This window comes from Xanthomonas hyacinthi (assembly GCF_009769165.1).
Classification (GTDB): domain Bacteria; phylum Pseudomonadota; class Gammaproteobacteria; order Xanthomonadales; family Xanthomonadaceae; genus Xanthomonas_A; species Xanthomonas_A hyacinthi.
The window spans coordinates 15,379-33,705 of the sequence record NZ_CP043477.1; the positions used below are offsets into that span (position 1 = coordinate 15,379).

General features: G+C 62.1%; 22 protein-coding genes and 1 pseudogene. 4 read left to right on the forward strand and 19 right to left on the reverse strand.

Features of this window, described 5'->3' with window-relative positions; translation table 11 throughout:
* Positions 1 to 10 precede the first annotated feature (10 nt).
* Positions 11 to 292, forward strand: a pseudogene (locus FZ025_RS21610) (helix-turn-helix domain-containing protein); the annotation flags it as partial.
* Here the strand turns inward: FZ025_RS21610 and FZ025_RS21615 are convergent.
* The 19 genes from FZ025_RS21615 to FZ025_RS21705 form a co-directional block, all read right to left on the reverse strand.
* Positions 249 to 656, reverse strand: a complete 408-nt coding sequence (locus FZ025_RS21615) for a hypothetical protein (protein WP_031944013.1) — start codon at positions 654 to 656, stop codon at positions 249 to 251. The pseudogene FZ025_RS21610 and the gene FZ025_RS21615 overlap by 44 nt on opposite strands.
* The gene (locus FZ025_RS21620) at positions 653 to 1,138 is read right to left on the reverse strand and encodes a thermonuclease family protein (protein ID WP_015063510.1); all 486 of its coding nucleotides are present in this window, start codon (positions 1,136 to 1,138) and stop codon (positions 653 to 655) included. The genes FZ025_RS21615 and FZ025_RS21620 overlap by 4 nt, the downstream gene beginning before the upstream one ends.
* Before the next feature lies 1 nt (position 1,139).
* Positions 1,140 to 1,565: an OmpA family protein gene (locus FZ025_RS21625; RefSeq protein ID WP_053057113.1), complete on the reverse strand. Its 426-nt coding sequence runs from the start codon at positions 1,563 to 1,565 to the stop codon at positions 1,140 to 1,142.
* Between the two features lie 13 nt (positions 1,566 to 1,578).
* On the reverse strand, positions 1,579 to 2,277 hold the full coding sequence (locus tag FZ025_RS21630; protein ID WP_244292574.1) for a TraX family protein: 699 nt from the start codon (positions 2,275 to 2,277) through the stop codon (positions 1,579 to 1,581).
* Positions 2,278 to 2,279: 2 nt separating this feature from the next.
* Positions 2,280 to 2,543, reverse strand: a complete 264-nt coding sequence (locus tag FZ025_RS21635; protein WP_046977531.1) for a hypothetical protein — start codon at positions 2,541 to 2,543, stop codon at positions 2,280 to 2,282.
* 25 nt (positions 2,544 to 2,568) lie between these two features.
* The gene (locus tag FZ025_RS21640; RefSeq protein ID WP_046977530.1) at positions 2,569 to 3,174 is read right to left on the reverse strand and encodes a transglycosylase SLT domain-containing protein; all 606 of its coding nucleotides are present in this window, start codon (positions 3,172 to 3,174) and stop codon (positions 2,569 to 2,571) included.
* Between the two features lie 13 nt (positions 3,175 to 3,187).
* Positions 3,188 to 3,781, reverse strand: coding sequence for a TrbM/KikA/MpfK family conjugal transfer protein (locus tag FZ025_RS21645; RefSeq protein ID WP_015063527.1), 594 nt, complete (start codon positions 3,779 to 3,781; stop codon positions 3,188 to 3,190).
* Positions 3,782 to 3,800: 19 nt separating this feature from the next.
* Positions 3,801 to 5,546 (reverse strand): P-type conjugative transfer protein TrbL, encoded by a 1,746-nt coding sequence (gene trbL, locus FZ025_RS21650; RefSeq protein ID WP_053057112.1) that lies wholly within the window; start codon positions 5,544 to 5,546, stop codon positions 3,801 to 3,803.
* 10 nt (positions 5,547 to 5,556) lie between these two features.
* Complete coding sequence (gene trbK / locus FZ025_RS21655) at positions 5,557 to 5,796, reverse strand: entry exclusion lipoprotein TrbK (protein ID WP_031944010.1); 240 nt, start codon at positions 5,794 to 5,796, stop codon at positions 5,557 to 5,559.
* A 10-nt stretch (positions 5,797 to 5,806) separates the two neighbouring features.
* On the reverse strand, positions 5,807 to 6,580 hold the full coding sequence (gene trbJ, locus FZ025_RS21660; RefSeq protein ID WP_104558932.1) for a P-type conjugative transfer protein TrbJ: 774 nt from the start codon (positions 6,578 to 6,580) through the stop codon (positions 5,807 to 5,809).
* Positions 6,581 to 6,598: 18 nt separating this feature from the next.
* Positions 6,599 to 7,993, reverse strand: coding sequence for a TrbI/VirB10 family protein (locus FZ025_RS21665; RefSeq protein WP_046977528.1), 1,395 nt, complete (start codon positions 7,991 to 7,993; stop codon positions 6,599 to 6,601).
* 5 nt (positions 7,994 to 7,998) lie between these two features.
* Positions 7,999 to 8,466, reverse strand: coding sequence for a conjugal transfer protein TrbH (locus tag FZ025_RS21670; protein WP_046977527.1), 468 nt, complete (start codon positions 8,464 to 8,466; stop codon positions 7,999 to 8,001).
* A gap of 2 nt (positions 8,467 to 8,468) precedes the next feature.
* Positions 8,469 to 9,374: a P-type conjugative transfer protein TrbG gene (gene trbG / locus FZ025_RS21675; RefSeq protein ID WP_046977526.1), complete on the reverse strand. Its 906-nt coding sequence runs from the start codon at positions 9,372 to 9,374 to the stop codon at positions 8,469 to 8,471.
* Positions 9,375 to 9,386: 12 nt separating this feature from the next.
* Positions 9,387 to 10,163, reverse strand: a complete 777-nt coding sequence (locus tag FZ025_RS21680; protein WP_015063521.1) for a conjugal transfer protein TrbF — start codon at positions 10,161 to 10,163, stop codon at positions 9,387 to 9,389.
* Positions 10,160 to 12,697 (reverse strand): VirB4 family type IV secretion/conjugal transfer ATPase, encoded by a 2,538-nt coding sequence (locus FZ025_RS21685; RefSeq protein WP_046977525.1) that lies wholly within the window; start codon positions 12,695 to 12,697, stop codon positions 10,160 to 10,162. The genes FZ025_RS21680 and FZ025_RS21685 overlap by 4 nt, the downstream gene beginning before the upstream one ends.
* Entirely contained in the window at positions 12,694 to 13,005 is a 312-nt protein-coding gene (locus FZ025_RS21690; protein ID WP_011171720.1) for a conjugal transfer protein TrbD, read from the reverse strand. The genes FZ025_RS21685 and FZ025_RS21690 overlap by 4 nt, the downstream gene beginning before the upstream one ends.
* A 2-nt stretch (positions 13,006 to 13,007) precedes the next feature.
* The gene (trbC, locus tag FZ025_RS21695; RefSeq protein WP_011171719.1) at positions 13,008 to 13,436 is read right to left on the reverse strand and encodes an IncP-type conjugal transfer pilin TrbC; all 429 of its coding nucleotides are present in this window, start codon (positions 13,434 to 13,436) and stop codon (positions 13,008 to 13,010) included.
* A gap of 11 nt (positions 13,437 to 13,447) precedes the next feature.
* The gene (trbB, locus tag FZ025_RS21700; RefSeq protein ID WP_011171718.1) at positions 13,448 to 14,410 is read right to left on the reverse strand and encodes a P-type conjugative transfer ATPase TrbB; all 963 of its coding nucleotides are present in this window, start codon (positions 14,408 to 14,410) and stop codon (positions 13,448 to 13,450) included.
* Between the two features lie 254 nt (positions 14,411 to 14,664).
* Complete coding sequence (locus tag FZ025_RS21705) at positions 14,665 to 15,042, reverse strand: transcriptional regulator (protein WP_031944007.1); 378 nt, start codon at positions 15,040 to 15,042, stop codon at positions 14,665 to 14,667.
* Positions 15,043 to 15,362: 320 nt separating this feature from the next.
* Between FZ025_RS21705 and trfA the strand changes: the two genes are divergently transcribed.
* The 3 genes from trfA (at position 15,363) to FZ025_RS21720 (ending at position 18,294) form a co-directional block, all read left to right on the forward strand.
* The gene (trfA, locus tag FZ025_RS21710; RefSeq protein ID WP_031944006.1) at positions 15,363 to 16,232 is read left to right on the forward strand and encodes a plasmid replication initiator TrfA; all 870 of its coding nucleotides are present in this window, start codon (positions 15,363 to 15,365) and stop codon (positions 16,230 to 16,232) included.
* A 1,245-nt stretch (positions 16,233 to 17,477) separates the two neighbouring features.
* Positions 17,478 to 17,762, forward strand: a complete 285-nt coding sequence (locus FZ025_RS21715; RefSeq protein WP_031944038.1) for a hypothetical protein — start codon at positions 17,478 to 17,480, stop codon at positions 17,760 to 17,762.
* A 97-nt stretch (positions 17,763 to 17,859) separates the two neighbouring features.
* Positions 17,860 to 18,294, forward strand: a complete 435-nt coding sequence (locus tag FZ025_RS21720) for an antirestriction protein (protein WP_011171688.1) — start codon at positions 17,860 to 17,862, stop codon at positions 18,292 to 18,294.
* Positions 18,295 to 18,327 lie beyond the last annotated feature (33 nt).

The following is an 18,327-nucleotide window of genomic DNA, read 5'->3' on the forward strand; positions in this document are numbered from 1 at the left end:
TAGTTCACTGAAGATCGTGCTGGAGTCGCTGCAGGAGCTGCTATTGCGCCTTGCCCTGCAGATGGCCCGCGACGACTACGAAGACCGGCGCGAGCGGCAGCGCCAGGGCGTGGCGCTTGCGAAGGAAGCGGGACGGTACACCGGCCGCCAGGCCGACACAGCAACTCACGAGAGGATCATTGCGCTGCGCACTGCGGGGCACAGCATCCCCGATACGGCCAGGCTGGCCGGCTGCAGCGAAAGCCAGGTTAAGCGCGTTTGGTCAATGCGGGCGACGGCCTCACCAGCTTGACCGTGACGCCGGCCGGCCGCATGAGAGCCTTAACCACGGCGGCCGACACCTCATTGCGGGACTGCGCTTTTTCTTCGACGCTTTTGCGTGGGAGGTCATCCGTTGAATCTGGAACGCTCACGGTGAGCTGATCCCCGATCAATGAGGCTTCAAACATGCGCTTGCCGGCCGGCGTGATCCACATGCCTATCAGCTCGCGCTTGGAGTCGGCGACCAGGCGCTGCGCCGGCTTGTCCATGTGGGCCTTGATCTTCTCGCACATGGCCGTGGTGGCCGGCACCGAGGGAAGACGCTGCAGGTAGTCGAGAACGTTCTCGAGCACGGCCAGCGTTTCCTTGTGCTTCTGTTCGTCGGTGAATTTCACTTGGCGTCCCATCCCTTTCTTTTTTCTGCGCGCCACTCCCAGGGCGCGACCGCGTGCGGATCGGCCCACAGGCCGACCCGCCCAGCGCGTGCCGCTGCTTCGACGTCGAGCAGCGACCGATCCACCAGGTAGGCCCGATACACCCAGGCCATGCCCTGTTCCACCATCATGCGGTTGACACTGCGGCCGTCCACCAACAGCGTGCCGATCGCGCGGCCGTAGCGATCGACGGACGCCGATCGCACGTAGACCGACTTCTGGAACACCGCCGCAGCAAGCGCCTGCCTTGACCTGGTGCCGAAGGCTTGCGCCTTCTCGGGGGCATCAATCTCAGCCAGGCGCGTGCGGATCGGCGTGCGATCCACCAACACATCCACCGTATCACCATCGAGAACGCCGACGACGCGGCCCGCGAAATCGGCGTGTGCCTGTCCTGCAGCGATGCACAGGACCAGCGCGACCAGGCGAGCCAAGCGCGCCATGTCAGTTGCCCACGAAGACAAGTTCGACTTCCACGCGCTGGTTCTCAAGCCGGCCTTCTGGCGTCGAGTTGTCCGCGATGAAGTCTGCAGCAGATGCGAAGTTGACGACGATCTTCAACGGCGAAACGCCGCGTGCGATGAGATAGGAGCGCGCCGACAGTGCCCGAGCAAGGGCCAGCGATTCATCCTGCGCGCTCGGCTTGAGTGTGCTGGTCCGTCCCTTGATCGTCACCAGGTCGGCATCCTTCGCGTTGAGCAATTCCGCTTCCTGCCGTGCCGTGGGCCGGAAGGCCGTGCCGCCATGGGGGAACGACACGAAGACACCCGACAGGACCGGCCTGCCGTATTCGGTCATCGGCTGGGCCGATGCGCTTTGCGCGGCCACCAGGAAGGCAGCAGAGAGGGCCAGCAGGCACGGTTTGAACATGAACACGCTCCAATCAGAAAAAGAGGTAGCCGGCCTTGCTCATCGGGATTCGGATGAGCCAAAGCGCGACCAGGTGCAGGGGGTAGTAGGCGTAAAACGCCCACCGCAGCCGGGGCAGGCGCACATCGACGTGCGCAGCCGCGGCGACCACGGGGAGCGCCGCCAACGCCCAAAAATTGCCGTTGATGAACCACAGCGCGGCGCAGGACGCCAGCAGCAGCGCGAGCGCCGGCACCGATGGCTTCCTGCAGTACCACCAGACAGCCAGGCAGATCGAGAGCGCCGGCCACCAGTATTCGACCGAGCTGCCGGCGACGAGGAACACGGCGGCAGCGGCAACCAGGCGCGGACGGCCTCCCTGGTCGATGAGGAAGAGCACGGCCGTTGCGGCCAGCAGCGTGAACATCACGTTCAGCGGCCACCAGCCGGCCCACAGGCCGCCCAAGGCGAGGAATGCAGGGGTGGCGGCAAGGCCGAAGAGGGCCAGGCGCTTCAAGGTGCGGCGATAGACGCCGCGCTGCAGCGTATCCGGCCGAGCCAGGTTGTACGCCAGGACAAAGCAGAAGATCGGCAGCGCCAGGCGACCCGCGTTGAACAGCAGCGGCACCGTGCCATTGAACAGGTACTTGTTGACGTGATCGCCGGTCATGAGCAGCAGCGCGAGCCACTTCAACGCTTCGACCGATCCATCAGCGACGACCAGGCGCGGCAACCTCACTTGCGGCCACCTCGCCGGCTGTAGTGCTGGAGGGCGACGAAGGCGAGATACAGCACGGGCGCGAGCAGGATCAGCGCAATGGTCTTGCCGATCCATGCCGGCAGCGACCAGAGCACCAGGCCGAGCAGGAGCAGCGGTCCGCAGGCAAGCAGCAGTAAATCGCCCTGGCTCTTGGCCTGCGACTCGGCCCAATCGCAATAGCTCTTGATGACACCGAAAAGGCCGAGGGTGTACCGCTTCATGAAGGCGTGAAAGTCCATGTTTTTATCCGCTAAAAAAACGGCCTCACTGGCCGTTGATGATGAGCTTTCGAGGCACGTAGCTGGCAGTGCTCCAAGGCCCTGCAGGCGCTGCCTGCGGGACCGCTGCAGGGGCCGGCTTCGATACCACTGGCGCGGTCGGAGCGACCGCTTGAACGGCTACCTGCGTCGAAGGGGTTGCGCCGGGCTTCGTCACGTCGCGGGTAACGAAACGCGCATCGAGCCAATCGGCCCACTTGACTGCCCTGCGCATCAGGTCGGCGCGATAGACCACGTTGAATTGGGGGGTGCGCGAGTGGTAGTTAGCCGCCCGCGTCCACAAGTCGCCCTTGTCCTTGCGGATGTGTTGCCGCAGCCGCCAGGCCGCCAGGTCAAACGAGTAGCAGCCAGCCGCTGCCACGTCGTTTGCCGTAATGCCGTACTTCGCCAGGTCGCCCAGGTACAGGGTGTTGAACTGCATCGGGCCCACGTCATGCGTGCCGTTCGTGTTCTTCACCCACTGGCCCGGCTTGCCGCCTTCTTTCTCCGCGACCGCAAGAACGATGTTCGCCGGCACTTCGTATTTGACGGCGGCCGAAATCGAGCAGATGACGCGCTCTTGAAGCTGGGGCGGGAGATCGATGAAAGACATGGTTCAGGCTCCCTTAGTTGCCACCGCCGCCCCAACTGGCGCGGCGGCGCTCTTCGTCTTCGGCCTTGATGCGGGCGTTGTATTCGGCCAGGGCGCGGTCATAGTCCCGCGCCTCGACCCAATACCCTCCCCGCTCAGGAATCCCCACATAGCGCGGCACCGTGCCCGAGAAGTCCGTGTAGGCGTGCGTCGTGTAGGCGGTGCAGTAGCTGGGCATCTGGTTGCTGACGTACACCATGCCATCGTCGGAACCCGTCCACGAACGCAGCACGGCGTTCAGGGACGCGGCATCGCACCGGCCGGCACCGTTGGCCTGCGCGTTGACCAGGGCCGACATTTGCGGCGTTTGATTGGCGACGGGACACAGGTTCAGGAAGTTGACGCGGCCCCGGATCGTGTCCGACAGCTTGCGGTACGAAATGCTGAAATAGCGGCGCAGCGAAGGCGTGCATTCGCTGGGCTGGGTGCCAGTGGCAAGGCACAAGATCGCTTCGCAGGCCAGGCGGGTATCGCCCGTGAGGATTTCCTGCGCGCTGGCAGTGGCTGGAATCGCACCGAAGGCGGCCACCGCAAGAGCGGCCGAGGCGATGAGGTTTTTGCGTTGCATGGTTGATGCTCCTTTGCAGTTACGAGGTTTTGGAATTGCGATTCATGAAGTCGGCCACTTCGGGCGCGACGGGGGTTTCTGCCTGGCCCTTGCCTGCAGACAGTTCGTTGTCGTTGAAGGCCGTGGCGGCCGTCGAGGCCTGCGCGGCGCTGCTGGGTGCCGGCGCGGGAGTGGACAGGTCTGCCGGCGCTGCCGCGTCCTGCGCCCTGATCGCGGCTGCGATCTTTCCGCCCGTGGTTTCGCTGATGCGATCAAGAGCCGACTCGCGCATGCTCGCGGCCTTGGCTTTCGCCACGTCCCAGGAGCCTTGCGCCAGGTTGCCCGCAGTGCCCGCAGCAATGGCCGCCGCACGGCCCAACATGCTGCCGGTGGAGCGTTGTTCGCCAGGTGCCAGGCCAGTGCCCTGCCCCCCTCCCTTGGCGTCAGAACCTGCGGACTTGCCGCCTGCGTCGGCCTTCCCTTCGGCTCCAGGTGCCGCGCCACCGCCCGAGTCCTTGCCCTCGCCTGCCGGCGCGCTGCTCTTGCCGCCCGAGCTGCCGCCTTCGGAGGCACCACCACCGAAGCCACCGCCCGAGCCACTGGAGCCACTTGAGCCGCTGCCCGAGCCGCTGCCCGAGCTGCTGCCGGTGTCCATGCCCGCGAAGACGCTGCCACCGCCAGAGCTGCCGCCGCCAGGGCCTGCAGCGGCCATAGCGACGCCGCCCATCGTGTCGCCCATGCCACCACCGCCGCCGCCCTCGCTGGATGCCGCAGACGCTTTGCTGTAGGCCGCCATGAGGGCTTGCGCGCCACCGGCCGCGCTGGCCGCGCCGGCCGCAATCGCTGCGCCGCCCGTGGCGATTGCCGCACCCGCTACTGCTGCCGCACCCATCGCTGCGCCGGCACCGAAGCCGCCGCCGAGGGCGTGCGCGCCTCCACCCATCGCCAGGCCGCCGACCATCGACGGCAGCTTGTTTACCAACGCCAGCAGCACGACCGCGACAATCATCATCACGCCTAATTCCTTGAGGCTGATGCCGGCGCTCATGGCGTTGTAATACTGATCGACAAACGACTTGCCGATGCCGACGAGCAGAACCATCGTGAAGAGCTGCGCGGCGATGTTCAGGACGGTCTTGTAGTAGTTGATCGCCATGTCCGAAGTCCACCGCGATCCACCGAAGCCGAGAAAGAAAACGCCGGCATAGGCCAATATCCAGCCGCTCACCAGGAGCAGCAACATATTCACGCCGATCAACGCCAGGATGATGAGAATCGCCGCGCTGATGAGGATGCCGGCCGCGCTATCGACAGGCGACCACACCGAAGACTGATCGAGCACCTTAAAGAAAATGTCGAAACCAATATCAACGATCCCGGAGGGCGTCAGCGTCGAGCCGGTGCCGCTTGCACTGCCTGCGATGGTGCGCAGCGAACTCATGATGTCGGTGGCGAAATTCGGCCCGTTCGTGAGCAGCCACCAGAAGAAGCCGGTGAAGATGGTGAAGCGGATGAACTCCGCATAGAACTCGCCAATATCGGCCTTGCGCAAGGCCATGAAGCCAAACGTCCACACCATCGAAATCACTGCGAGCGTCCAAAACAACCAGGTGGCCCGGGCCGTGATGAAGCCGGCCCAACCACTGGCGGCGGCCGAATAGCGGTTGAGGACGTTATCTAAGACGCCGGCATTGTCGATAGCCGCTTGCGCCTCAATGGAAAAGAACGCCAGCCACAGCAAAACAAACAGCAGGCCGGCGTTCTTGAATACGGCTGGCATTCTCATAGTCACAACCTCACCATTCTTTCTTTTCGCTGGGTTTGAAACCGCCACCACGGCGCAGGCACAGCGACGAAAACGCTTGCTGCGCGCCCTTGTCTTCGATCTTGGCAACGCTCGCGGGCTTGCAGTTCTCATCGTTGACTTCGGGCATGGCTTGCTTGGCCGGTTGTTCTGCAGGCTTTTCGCCGCAGCCGGCGACCAAGGCCGCCACGAGGGCGGCCAGGGCCAAGGTAAGAACCTTGTTGGTCTTCATCGAGCAGCCCTTACCAAGTGCGCGCAGGGCTAGCGCGGTACTCGCCCTTGCGCAAGTTTTCGGCAGCAGCGGCCTCTTGCGCCTCTCTGTCTGCAATCACCTGGTTGCGCGTGGCGACCGCGTTCTGTTGCGCGATCAACAGGCCGCGAATCTGCAGGAGCTGGTTTGCCTGGTTGCTGGCGAGCTGGTTTGCAAAGCCGATGGCCTGCATCTGGCCGGTGGCTCCCTGCGCGGAAGATTGCAGGCGTTGCAATTGGCGCGCATCGGATTCCATTGCGTCCTGCTGCTTGTCCAAGCCTTTGAACAGCGCATCGTTGGCCTTCTTCTGAGCTTCCGAATTCAGCTTGTTGGAAGCCTGTTTCATGGCGTCGAATTCAGCCTTCGTGCAACCGATGTTGAAGCATGGGGACGAGCGGTAATAGGACACGTCCTGGAACTTCGACAGGTAGCCGTCGAGGCTGCCCGCCTGGTTCTTGTAGTAGTTCAACGTGTCGATGGCCCCGCGAAGCTGGTTCATCGTGGACGTGGCCTGATCCCAGATATACGCGGCCGGTGCGACCGTGTTCTGGATCATGTTTTCGTACTGCTGGAGCTGGGTGCGGTACTGCTCAATTTGCTTGAGCGTCTGCGCAACGTTCTCCACTGCCGACATGACGGTTTGCGTCAGGTTCGCACCGTCGATAACCGGGATGCCGGCCTGCGCCGGGGTCATCACGCCAGGGGCAGTAAGTGCAAAAACCAAAACGACTTTAGCCGCTAAAACTTTCTTAGTGAGCATCTTCATTTCGCTTTCTCCTTTGGGTTAGTAGTCGAACGCCTGGTACGGCTTGGAAAACGTCATGTCCTTGGTGACGATGACGTTAAAACGGTAGCCCGGACGAATTTCGAGGGTCGGGGCAATGTTCATGTTTTTGGAAATCAACTGAGCGGTGACAAGGCCGAGCTGCTGGCCCAACGCTTCGCTAAGTGCGCCGCTGGCCGTCTGCCGATTGCCGTTGTTCTGCTGGTCCTGGTTCTGGCTCATGGTGATACCCGCCGTCACGCCAGACATGAGGAATGCCGATGCGAACAGCCGGAAATAGTGGTTGTTCACCTGGTCATTGAAGCCCGCATAACCGGCGCTGTCGGCACCAGGCATCGAACCAATATCCATTGCCTTGCCGTCCGGGAAGACGATGCGTTGCCAGGCAATCAGCACGCGGGATTGGCCGTATGCCACATCACTGGAGTACCGACCCACAAGGCGCGAGCCTTGAGGAATCAGCTTCCATTTGCCGGTGGGCGTGTCGAACACGTCCTGGCTCACCTGGGCCATGATCTGACCGGGCAAATCGGAGTTGATGCCTGAAATCAGCGTGGCGGGCACGACGAAACCGGCGCGCAGCTCATACGGCGAGCGTGGCGCTTCGGGCTTGGAATCGAGCTTCCAGCGGTCTTCCTGCCCGGAGTTGGCGAACTGCGAATAGTCCTTGCTCCCCGACGAGCTGGAGCCGGCCGTTTGCAGGAGCCTAGGAGCCGCCGAAACGCCTCCCCCGGACATACCCCCTACCCCACCGGCTTGAAGCTGCTGCATGCGCGCTCTGTAGGCCGCCGTGGGGTCGTCGCGGGTCTGCGCGTCGATCTGCTGGCGCACGGCCGCCAGTCGGGCTAACGCTTCCTCGCGGGTGGCCGGCGCTGCGCCATCCGTCAGGCCGCCAGGCGTCGATCCCGAGCTGCGGGGAGCGATGCCCCGCACGCTCGTCTTCGCCTTGATGGCCTCTTCGAGCTGCTGCATCTTCGCCATGCGGACGCGCTGCATTTCGTCGTTGCTGACACGATCATCCAGGCTTGCGCTGGTCGGTGGCGTCGGCGGCGCGTCCAGGTTTTCCGGGCGGGCAACGTCGATGGCCGGGCCTTGCGGCTGCGAGAGGTCGGGCACCGTGGGCGGTGCTGCCCGCTCGGCCTGGATGATCCCGTCCTTCTGGTTGCCGGCAATTTCGTTGGCGAACATGCTGGTGTTGCCAGCCTTTTCGTCCTTCGCACCGGCCGGCCTGTTCTGCTGGTCTGCGCGATCCGCAGCCACCAACACCATGACCAGCAGGAACACGCCCATCAGGCCGCCGATGATGTAGACGGGCAGATTGTTGACGCGGCGAACGCCGGTCTTCTTTGTCACTTCCCCAGGGGAAGCGTCAGGCGACATTTGGTCTTCGCTCATGTGCGTTACTCCTTCCGAACCCACGCGCCGGCCGGGTACAGAGTGCCGTTCTGTGCAGCCGAGTAAGCGCGGGTCAATGACTGGTTGCCCACCAGCAGGGTCACGCGGTACAGGTTCGATTCAGCTTGATCGAGGATGTACCGCAGCGGTTTGCCAGCGGTCGCCGTGGCGTCCGTGGCCGCCGATGCGGCCGAGGCCGGCGCGGCCGGTTTGAACTCCAAGAGGGCATAGCCCTTGGCGCGCAGCGACTCGACCAGCGAAGAGCCGAAGGCATCCGGCGTGGCGTGCTGCAGATCGAACCGGGTGCTTGCGGGCGGGTACACGGCAACGAGCTGCTTCACGGCGTCATCAGCCATCGTTTGATTGAAGGCTGCAGGCGCGCTTTGCGTGAAGTTGCCGTAGGTGGATGGCGCAGTGGTGGCGCAGCCGGCCAGGCCGACCACGAGCAGCGCGAGGAAAGCGGTCTTGCGCATGGTTATTTCCCCCTGGTGATGGTCACGCGGTCTTGGCTGCTGCCGACGCCGGCAATCAGCACGGCCTTGTCGAAAACCGTGTCCACGATGTAGCGGTCACCCTGCACGCGGTAATTGACCATCACGGTTTCTTCATCCGTGAAAACGCCGCCATCCTTGCGAACGACCAGGAGCGTCGGCGCTTCCGTCTGCTGCATCGTGCTGGGCATCTGGATGATGGTTTTGGTCCCATCGTTGTAGACGCGCAAGGGCTTCCAGGCGGCCGATCCCGACACGTCATAGGCAAAGTTCAGATCGCCCAGGTACTCGCCGGTTTGCGGGATCGTGCGCGACTGCTTTTCCTTCACTTCGCGGGTCTTGATGGCGTCCCACTTCGCCATTGCGTCTTCCGTGTAGGTGAACGCCACACGGGGCATGAACTCCGTGCGATGCGAGCGCAGCCGCAGGTGATACGTGCGCCGGTTCGTGGTGACGATCAGCGACGTTTCCAGGCCCACGTCCATCGGCTTGATGATGAGGTGCTGCACTTCGGCCGGGCCGCTGCCCGTGATGGCCGGCTCGACCGTCCACCGGGCGGTGTCGCCCAGGTGGATCGAGTTGACCTGTTCACCGGGCTGCAGCTCCACATCGCAGACCTGCAGCACTGCGCACACGATGCTGGGCTGCTGCGCACCGAACAGGAAGCGGATCGAGCCATCGGCGCCGGCCACCGGCTTGATGCCCGTCGCGCTGTTGTCGCGCCACTTCTGAGCGATGGCGACGGCCGCTTTTTCCTGCGGCGTCAGCGTCGGGTTGTCTTTGGAGAAATAGAGGTCGGCCAGGTTCTTTTCAGCCGGGCCGGCCGGCCCTGCAGCGAGTGCGAATGCGGGCGCAGCGCCCAGGACCAAAGCGAGAAGATACTTGTTCATGAGTGTTGCCCCTTAAAGCTGTTTCGACCAAGAGAAGTCACGGACGTAGATGCCAAGCGGGTTGTTGCGCACTTGCTCTTCCGTGGTGTTTGGAGTGGTGGCGACGGTGTAGACCGTGACCAAGGCCCGCATGCGGACCGGCAGGCCCTTCACGACGCCCTGCCGGTCGCGTGTCGTCTCCATCCAGTCCACTTGCCAGGTGTCGGGCGTCTGCGGGATCACCGAGAGAATTTCGGTGCTGACCGTTTCTTTCGCGGCGCGCTTGAACGGGCTGCTGTCCTCGCTGCCGTTCAACCATTCATTGGTCTTGGCCGTGGCCGGATCGTTGGCCGAAAGCATCGAGTAGAGCCGGAACACGGCCTTGCGCTGCAAGGCCACGTCAGGCGTCACCAAGCGGGCATCGCTGACGAACGAGGCCACCGAGGCGTGCACCACGCGCTGATCGACTGCAGCGGCCCGCTGTGCCGGCGCGACGGCCACCGCCTGGCCGAGCTTGTCTACCTCGACCACGTAGGGCACGAACTTCGATTGACTGCCAATGTGGATCAACCCGCCCACGGCGGCCAGGACGATCAACAACGACAGAATGCCGACAACCTGCCAGGTCTGGCGCGACGAGACGACCGCGCCAACGTGTTCATTCCAGGTGCGGCGTGCCGCCAGGTACGGGTTTTCGACCTCGCCCCTGCGTCGGCCACCTTCCATCACCGAATCCGGTGCGCGCCGGGGATCAGCCGGCTGTGCGGGCTTCTTGAAAATCAAGCCCTTGATCGTGTCTGCAAAGCTCATGCTGCCACCCCATAGTCAGAAAGTTTCAAATTGCGGCCGGCGAGCCATTCATGCACCCAGGCATCGCCGAACTTGGTTTCGAGGCTCTTGATAGCCGCCACGGATTCCTTGTCGGACGCGCCGACGAACGCCAGGGCCAGCGGGCCTAGAGCCAGGTCGTAGAGTCGCCGACCGTTCTCGGAAACGTAGTAGTACTGCCGCTTCGGAATGGCCGTAGCCAGAATCTCAATCTGGCGAGCGTTGAGGCCCATGCGGCGATAGAGCGCCGCCGTGTCCTCATCGCGGGCGTACACGTTGGGCAGGAAAATCTTGGTTGCGGTCGATTCCACGATCACGTCCAAGATGCCCGAGTTCGCCGCGTCGGAAAGGCTCTGCGTTGCCATGAGCACCAAGCAGTTCGCCTTGCGCAGCACCTTGAGCCATTCCCGAATCTTGGCGCGGAACGCCGGATGTCCCAGCATCAGCCAGGCTTCGTCCAGGATGATGACGGCCGGCTGGCCTTTCAGGCTGCGCTCGATGCGGCGGAACAGGTAGAGCAGCGTCGGCAGGGCGTATTTCTCGCCCAGGTTCATCAGCTCTTCGATTTCAAAAACGGTGAAGTCGGTGAGCGACAAACCATCTTCTTCGGCATCGAGCAGATGGCCCATGTTGCCGTCCACCGTGTACTGCCGGATCGCCTCGCGGATCGCTTCATCCTGGATCGTCACGCTGAATTCGGACAGCGTGCGCGCTCCGCTGGCGTGCATGCTCATGATCGCGTTCCCGATCTCATTGCGTTGCGCCGGGGTGGTTTCCACGTTGTTCAGCGCAAGGATCGTGTCGATCCACTCCATCGCCCAAGCCCGATCACTCTTCGATTCCAGGAACTGCAGAGGGCAGAAGGCCAGCTTGTCGTCATCGGCCGCCACGGTGAAGTGCTTGCCGCCCGTGGCCTTGGCCAAGGGGTACATGGACATGCCTTTGTCGAAGGCGTAGATCGACATGCCTTGATAGCGACGGAGCTGCGCCGCGATCAACGCAAGGTGCGTTGACTTGCCGGCACCCGTGGGACCGAACATGAAGGTGTGGCCCAGGTCGCGCACATGCAGGTTGAGACGGAACGGCGTGGCACCGTGCGTCACGCAATGCATGAGTGCCGGCGACAGCGGCGGATACATCGGGCAAGGCGCTTTGTTGAGGCCCGTCCAGATCGTGCTTGTCGGCAGCAGATCGGCCAGGTTCATCGTGTTGATGAGCGGGCGGCGAACGTTCTCCACGCCGTGGCCCGGAAGGCTTCCCAGGTAGGCGTCCAGCGTGTTGATTGTCTCGATCCGCGCAGCGAAGCCCAGGCGGTTGATGGCCTTTTCTACCTGGCGTGCAGAGGTTTCCAGCTTTTCGCGGTCTTCGTCCATCAGGACGACGACGCTGGTGTAGTAACCCACCGCGACCAGGCCGCTATTGACCTCGGCAATCGCAGACTCGGCATCGTTCACCATGGACATAGCGTCCTGGTCCACCGAGCCGGTATTCGTGTTGAACACCTGGTCGAAGAAGCCACGGATTTTTTGCTTCCACTTCTTGCGGAACTTGTCCAGGTGCTTCACGGCCTCGTGCGAGTCCATGAAGATGAAGCGGCTCGACCAGCGGTATTCGACGGGCAGCTCGCCCAGGGCGGTCAAGACTCCCGGTGTTGACTCCAGAGGAAAGCCCTCGATGGCGACGACCTGGACGAACTTGCGGCCGATCTTGGGCACCACGCCGCCGAACAGTTCCTGGCCGCCGATCACGGCATCCAGGTACATCGGGTTGCTGGGCAGCAGCACAGGGTGATCCATGCCCGTGATGCAGAACTGCAGCCAGCGCAGCAGATCGTCATGCGTGACCGTGGAGCCGTCTTCGTTCACCACCTTGTTCCCACGCAGGCGCTGCAGCTTGACGGCCGACGAAAGGCGCGAGTCGATGCTGTTGCATTCGCGCTTGAAGTAGTCGATCAAGCCTTGCGTGCGGGCCTTGTTGCCGGGGGTCTTCGCTTCGTCATCGAACATCAGTTCAACGAACTTGCTTTGCGCCAGAAGCGGCGGAAAGTAGGTCATCGTGACGATGAAATAGCCCTCGTACATCGTGCCCAGGCCCTCGAAGAGTCGGCGGCGCTCTTCGTCCATGGCGGCCGACACCGGATCAGGGAAATGCGAAAGGCCCGTTTCGGTGTAGTTGGGTGCCGGCCGGCGCACGGCATCGACGTGGAGCATCCAGCCGTTACCCAGGCCCGCGAGCGCCTGATTGATGCGGAACGACACCATTTCCCGCTGTTCATCGGTGCTGCTTGCGTTGTCGTCGCCCTTGTAGAGCCAAGAGGCGATGAACGACCCGTTCTTACCCACGATCACGCCGTCATCGACCATGGCGGCGTAGTTGAGTAGATCGGCCAGGCCGGCGTCCTTGGAACGATGCTTTTTGAGCTTCAATTCCGCATCGACGGCTCGGATGCGAGCGAACAGGATGAGCAGCAGCAAGGCACCGAGCGCCGCGATGCCAATTGCGATTGCTTCGATCATTTGTATTGCTTCCCTTGGCTATTCGGGTTCAGTCGGAAAGGCGTGCTGCGCGCTGGGTAGTACCCCTTGTACTTACGGTGACGCAGGTACACGAAGCGCAGCTTGGGATCGGACTTCGCCATGAGCCGGCACGCGAAGAGCGCACCGAACCACAGCAGAAGCCCGATCACCGTTGCCCTCAGTTCTTGGGCGCTGAAAATCAGCGCGAAGGCCAGAAGACCCGAAAACATCACCAGTTCACGATCCCCACCCATGAACAGGTTGTCTCGGTTCCCGGCGCGACGAATGGGGATCGTGCGGAGGGCCATCGTTAGACCGTGCGGACGCTGTTGGTCAGAACCGATGCGGCCTTGAGCTGGTGCATCACGGCATCGCCCAGCGCAGCAATCTCAGCGCCACGGCCGAAGAAGGTGCTCATCACGTTCTGCGCGCCGACCAGGAGGGCCATCACCAGGACGAGGAAAATCAGCGTGCGGAAGAAGCCATTCAGGTCGCCGCCGAAGATCAGCACGCCGCCCGCGATCACGATGCCGATGATCGACAGCGCGAAGGCCACGGGGCCGGTGACGGAATTGCGCAGGTTCGTCAACCAGCTTTCATAGGGCAGCGAGCCGCCCGTGCCTTCCGAGGCAAAGGCATGCTGTGGAGACAGCAGGAAAAGCACCATCAGCAGCGCCGCGCCGATGTAGAACATCGTCGTGCGGTTGATGGCGAAGGGACGGAGAAGAGACGCTTGCATTGGAAATACTCCTAGAGGGTTTTGGTGATGTAGCGGCCGTCCACGTACCCGGAAACCTCAAGGATTTCTTGGATGCGGCGACCGCCTTCAGGGGTGCGGGCGATATGAACAACGACATGAACCACCTCGCCTATCAGCGGTTCAATTTCGGCCGGTGCCGACTCATTACGGGTAATGAGCGACCTCAGACGAGCCAGGCCAGCGGCTGCGTTGTTGGCGTGGAGCGTTGCCGCCCCACCCTCGTGCCCGGTGTTCCAGGCATCGAGCAAATCCAACGCTTCCGCCCCACGCACTTCCCCGACCAGAATCCGGTCAGGGCGCATGCGCAGAGTCGCTTTCAGAAGCGCCGTCATCGGCACTTCCAAGGACGTGTGGTACTGAACGAAGTTTTCAGCGGCGCATTGAATTTCGCCGGTGTCTTCGATGATGAAAACGCGCTCCATGGGATCGCAAATCACCATCTCATTGATGATCGCGTTCACGAGCGTGGTCTTGCCCGAGCCAGTGCCGCCAATCACCAGGATGTTCCGGTGGTTCTTGACGGCGGCTTTCAGGGCCTCGTACTGGCCCTGCGTCATGGTGCCGGCCTCGACGTATTGCTCCAGCGTGAAGATGGCCACGGCCTTCTTGCGGATTGCAAACGTGGGCGCAGGCACCACCGGGGGGAGCTGGCCCGCGAAGCGCGAGCCATCAAGCGGCAACTCCCCTTCCAGGATGGGCTTGCCGCGTGTGACTTCCTTGCCGTGGTAGCCGGCAATGGTTTTGATGATCGCTTCGGACTGCGCCACGCGCAGCGACCCGATGCACTTCATCTTTTCGCCAAGCCTTTCCTGCCACAGCTTGCCGTCCGCGTTGAGCATGATTTCGACCGTGCGAGGGTCATTCAATGCACCCAAGAGCAGCGGCCCCATGTCGCGTTCCAATTTCTTCTTGGCCCGCTCTTTGAGCGTTGAGAAGTCTTCTGTGTCTGCCATGTCCGTCCTGTTCCATTTCGTTCGTCGTATTCTACACGGACAAACGATATACCGAACAGGAAAGCAAGGCAAGCCAAAGCCTTCAACGAACTGTTACCCCTGTTGACAAATGGGGTGCCCGGTTGAAGGCTGCGGGGTGAAAGGAGGCGCTGGCTGGCGAGTTGCGCGGCTGGCTGGCGGCTGGGTTGCTACCCAGCGAAGCGGCAATCCCCGTGAATGGGGGGCTTTAGCCGCTAAAAATTTCCCCTCTGGCGTCAGGACTTTTTGCCTTTACTTTTGGCTATTTGCTTCCTGTTCGCCTCATCCCATTGCCGCACTGTGAATGCCTGGTACTCGTTGAGGATCGCCGCTATGCGTGCGAACCCGTCCGGGAGACTCTTGGGGGCCTTGCCCCCGGACAAGGCGTCCAGCGTTGCCTTGTCCAAGTCGGTCATTTCCAAAAGGGTCGGCAATGGGACGCTCAAGGCGTCCGCAATGGAACCCATGATCTTGAGGGAAGGATTGGCCTTCCCGTTGGTCAAGTCGGACAGGAATGATATGGACATTCCTGCCTTCTCGGCGAGGTCATGCTTCGTCATTCCTTGCTCTTCGAGCAGGCGTAAGACGTTCGTAAAGAATATCTGGTTGTACACGGTCGGCTATGCCTTGCGATCCGCAGCTCAAAATTTTAGCCGCTAAAGTTCTTGACGGGGAGACCGTGTTTAGCTAAACTTCGAGTTCTCTAGCGCAAGAAAATCAATGCATGAGCCTAAACAGGTTCCAATTTATCGGTAATCTTACCCGCGATGAAGGGGCGAGCGATACATCAAGCTGCAGAGCAGATGCGATCCCCTCCCCTGGCGTCCAATCGGCTGTTTTGATACCGATGCGTCGAGCGACGGCAGGAGTTACGCCGCCGAATCACCCGCCGTTGGCATTTGCCGTGGCGTAATTTCCATTCGGAGGAACCTCAATGTCCGCACCCGCCCCAGCGCCGAAACGAAAAACCGCCGTCGAGAAGACCGCCGACAAGGTGAGCGAAGTCAAGCAGGCCGCTTTGCTCAAGCACACGAAAGAGCAGATCAAGGCAATGCAGCTTTCGCTGTTCGACCTCGCGCCTTGGGGCGACGACATGCGGGCGATGCCGAACGACCTGGCGCGTGCTGCGCTTTTCACGACCAGGAACAAGAAGACCCCGCGTGAGGTGCGGCAGCAACACGTAATTTTTCACGTCAATAAGGACGTGCTCATCACCTATACCGGGATCGAGCTGCGGGCCGATGACGACGAGCTGGTTTGGCAGCAGGTTCTTGAATACGCGAAGCGCTCGCCGGTCGGTACGCCCGTTTCCTTCACGTTCTACGAGCTTTGCACGGACCTGGGCTGGCCGATCAACGGCCGGTACTACGACAAGGCCGAAGAGTGCCTGACGCGCCTGCAGGCGACCGCCATGCAGTTCAGTTCGGGCCGGATCGGCCGGCTTGAATCGGTGTCCCTGATCCATCGCTTCCGCGTGCTGGATCGCGGCAAGAAAACGTCGCGCTGTCAGGTCGAAATCGACGAGGAAATGGTAGTGCTTTTTGCCGGCGATCACTACTCGAAATTCGTGTGGGAAAAGTACCGCGAGCTGTCCCCTACTGCCCGGCGCATGTTCGATTACTTCGTCTCTCACAAGGAACCCTTCCCCTTGAAGCTGGAGACGTTCAGGCTGATGTGCGGGTCCGATTCGGCCAGGCTCAAGAAGTGGCGCGAGCAGACCGGCCAGGCGTGCGAAGAGTTGAGCCAGAGCGGGCTTATCAAGCTGTCATGGGTGCAGGGTGACTCGATCTACTGCCAGCGGTAGACCAGGTGGACATGCGACAGAGAACGGGGGCCTAGGCTCCCGTTTTTCATTGACAGATGAGGGGCGCAGCGGCGGCATGCAGACACTTGAGGGGCCAAGCCAGGGACGGGGAATTTTCGCGGGCGCGAAAACCGGCTATGTCGTGCTGCGCATCGAGCCACGTTCCGCGTCTCGACCCCTGCGGGCTTCCAGCGCCTTTCCGACGCTCACCGGGTCCATGCCCCTCGCCGCTGGGCTTGCAGGCCCGCCAGTGGGCCATACGGCCGCCGCAAGCGGCCATCCAAGGCCGGCCGATCCCTCCCCGGGGGCCATGTCTGCCGAAGATCCACCCGCGCCCTGTGGGCGGCTTGTGGACAAATCGGCCCACCGTGACACTTGGGGGGCGTTCATTGACACTTGGGGGGCAGAGTACCCCGGCGCACTGCAGACACTTGAGGGGCAAACGTCAGTTTTCAGCCTGGCCAGGCTTGGCCAAGTGCCTGCAGGCGCTCGCCGCGGTCAAGTTATGCACAGGAACTGTGCATAAGCCTGTGGAAAAGCCCGATTTCTATAGACACTTGAGGGGCGCAACCCTAGACACTTGGGGGGCGGCTTCCTTGACACTTGGGGGGCCAGCTACAGACATTTGAGGGGCGCACCCTAGACACTTGAGGGGCAGCGGTTTTGCTTTTTTCTTGGCGTATCAACGACTTACGGCATGTTTTCCGATGCGCTAACCGCTTTATAACCGCTTTCTAAACCGAATTTAATAAACCGTAGTTATTAACCTGCGTGCTTAAAAAGCACGCGCCGAAGGGGGGAGACCCCCCTTCTCGATCCCACCCGGCCGCAAGCGGCCTCCCATCCCCCCCAGGGGCTGCGCCCCTCGGCCTTCGGCCTCACCTGCATTCGAGCTGCGCCTAACGGCGCAGAGGGCTACCAAACAGGCGCAAGCGCCTGCAACAGCCCTAATTTCGTCTCCAGGTCGCTGCGCTATGCCCAAAGGGGCTGCGCCCCTCTGGACTCCTGCAACTGTTCATGCCGCACAACCATCGCGGCCAAGATGGAAGGACTGCGCAGCGCAACGGCCGCAAGGTTTTACTCCAAGGGGGGAAAGGGCCGGCGACCGTTAGCCGGATTGCTGGGAAAAGTGGCCCCTCAAGTGTCAAAGAAACGCGGGTACAGGTTGACGGACTAGGGCATTTTGCCCTATAATTGATGGCAAGGCCGGGCGCTTCGCCCAGGTCAACAACCGGAGCATTTCCGATGAGCAAGACTTTGAAAGTGGCCGCCTTTCGTGCCGAGGCCGATCACCTGTTTCGACTGGCGAACGTCGATTACCACGCCTGCGTCGGTGCCCACGAGCTGGACAACTGGCGAGCCGTCGCCGGCCGCGTGCTGGCCGAGGTCGAGCACTGCGAATGCAAGCGCGCTACGCCCTACGACCTGGAGCAGTTCCGCAAGGCTGTCGAGGCCGTGAAGGAACGCATCACCCAGGCCGTCGAGCGCGGCCAAGCCAAAGCGGCCAACGATTCCCTCTTTAGCGGCTAAAAAGTTTAGCTAAATTGCTTGTCAATTAGGGCATTTTGCCCTATAATTCATTTTGAAGGCCGGGCATTTCGCCCAGGTCAACAACCGGAGAATTCCGATGAACGACACCCAAGCAAACCAACCCGTCACCGCGTCCCTGGTCGCCAGCAATCGCCGGCTTACCTTCCTACCTACTTACTTCGGACCGCGCCTGATGATGCGCGGCGAATCGCTGGTGTATGCCTGGCTGCGCCGGCTCAGTGAAGACTACAACGGCGGGTTCTGGAACTACTACGAACTGAGCAACGGCGGGTTCTATCTCGCGCCCGAGCTGACTGGCCGGCTGTGCCTGGAGGTCGACGGGAACGGGTACAGCGGCGAGCTGTCGGCCGATGCGGCCGGCATCGTCGCAACCCTGTTCACCTTGGGCCAGCTTGCCGCTGACAACCAGGGCACGGACGTGGCGGATGTGCTGATCGACCGCTACCACTTCCTGCGCGACTTCGCACGCGACCACGCCGAGGCCGCAGAAATCTTCCGAGCGATCGACTAAAGGGGGCCGGCTCCAGCCGAAAGGCTGGAGCCA

Coding starts and splice junctions, on each gene's coding strand:
- trbJ (WP_104558932.1), bottom strand. CDS start 6,580: ATGAAGATGCTCACTAAGAAAGTTTTAGCGGCTAAAGTCGTTTTGGTT.
- trfA (WP_031944006.1), top strand. CDS start 15,363: ATGTCCGCACCCGCCCCAGCGCCGAAACGAAAAACCGCCGTCGAGAAG.
- trbG (WP_046977526.1), bottom strand. CDS start 9,374: ATGAACAAGTATCTTCTCGCTTTGGTCCTGGGCGCTGCGCCCGCATTC.
- FZ025_RS21645 (WP_015063527.1), bottom strand. CDS start 3,781: ATGCAACGCAAAAACCTCATCGCCTCGGCCGCTCTTGCGGTGGCCGCC.
- FZ025_RS21685 (WP_046977525.1), bottom strand. CDS start 12,697: ATGATCGAAGCAATCGCAATTGGCATCGCGGCGCTCGGTGCCTTGCTG.
- FZ025_RS21690 (WP_011171720.1), bottom strand. CDS start 13,005: ATGGCCCTCCGCACGATCCCCATTCGTCGCGCCGGGAACCGAGACAAC.
- FZ025_RS21640 (WP_046977530.1), bottom strand. CDS start 3,174: ATGTCTTTCATCGATCTCCCGCCCCAGCTTCAAGAGCGCGTCATCTGC.
- trbK (WP_031944010.1), bottom strand. CDS start 5,796: ATGAAGACCAACAAGGTTCTTACCTTGGCCCTGGCCGCCCTCGTGGCG.
- trbB (WP_011171718.1), bottom strand. CDS start 14,410: ATGGCAGACACAGAAGACTTCTCAACGCTCAAAGAGCGGGCCAAGAAG.
- FZ025_RS21715 (WP_031944038.1), top strand. CDS start 17,478: ATGAGCAAGACTTTGAAAGTGGCCGCCTTTCGTGCCGAGGCCGATCAC.
- trbL (WP_053057112.1), bottom strand. CDS start 5,546: ATGAGAATGCCAGCCGTATTCAAGAACGCCGGCCTGCTGTTTGTTTTG.
- trbC (WP_011171719.1), bottom strand. CDS start 13,436: ATGCAAGCGTCTCTTCTCCGTCCCTTCGCCATCAACCGCACGACGATG.
- FZ025_RS21635 (WP_046977531.1), bottom strand. CDS start 2,543: ATGGACTTTCACGCCTTCATGAAGCGGTACACCCTCGGCCTTTTCGGT.
- FZ025_RS21665 (WP_046977528.1), bottom strand. CDS start 7,993: ATGAGCGAAGACCAAATGTCGCCTGACGCTTCCCCTGGGGAAGTGACA.
- FZ025_RS21680 (WP_015063521.1), bottom strand. CDS start 10,163: ATGAGCTTTGCAGACACGATCAAGGGCTTGATTTTCAAGAAGCCCGCA.
- FZ025_RS21620 (WP_015063510.1), bottom strand. CDS start 1,138: ATGGCGCGCTTGGCTCGCCTGGTCGCGCTGGTCCTGTGCATCGCTGCA.
- FZ025_RS21720 (WP_011171688.1), top strand. CDS start 17,860: ATGAACGACACCCAAGCAAACCAACCCGTCACCGCGTCCCTGGTCGCC.
- FZ025_RS21625 (WP_053057113.1), bottom strand. CDS start 1,565: ATGTTCAAACCGTGCCTGCTGGCCCTCTCTGCTGCCTTCCTGGTGGCC.
- FZ025_RS21670 (WP_046977527.1), bottom strand. CDS start 8,466: ATGCGCAAGACCGCTTTCCTCGCGCTGCTCGTGGTCGGCCTGGCCGGC.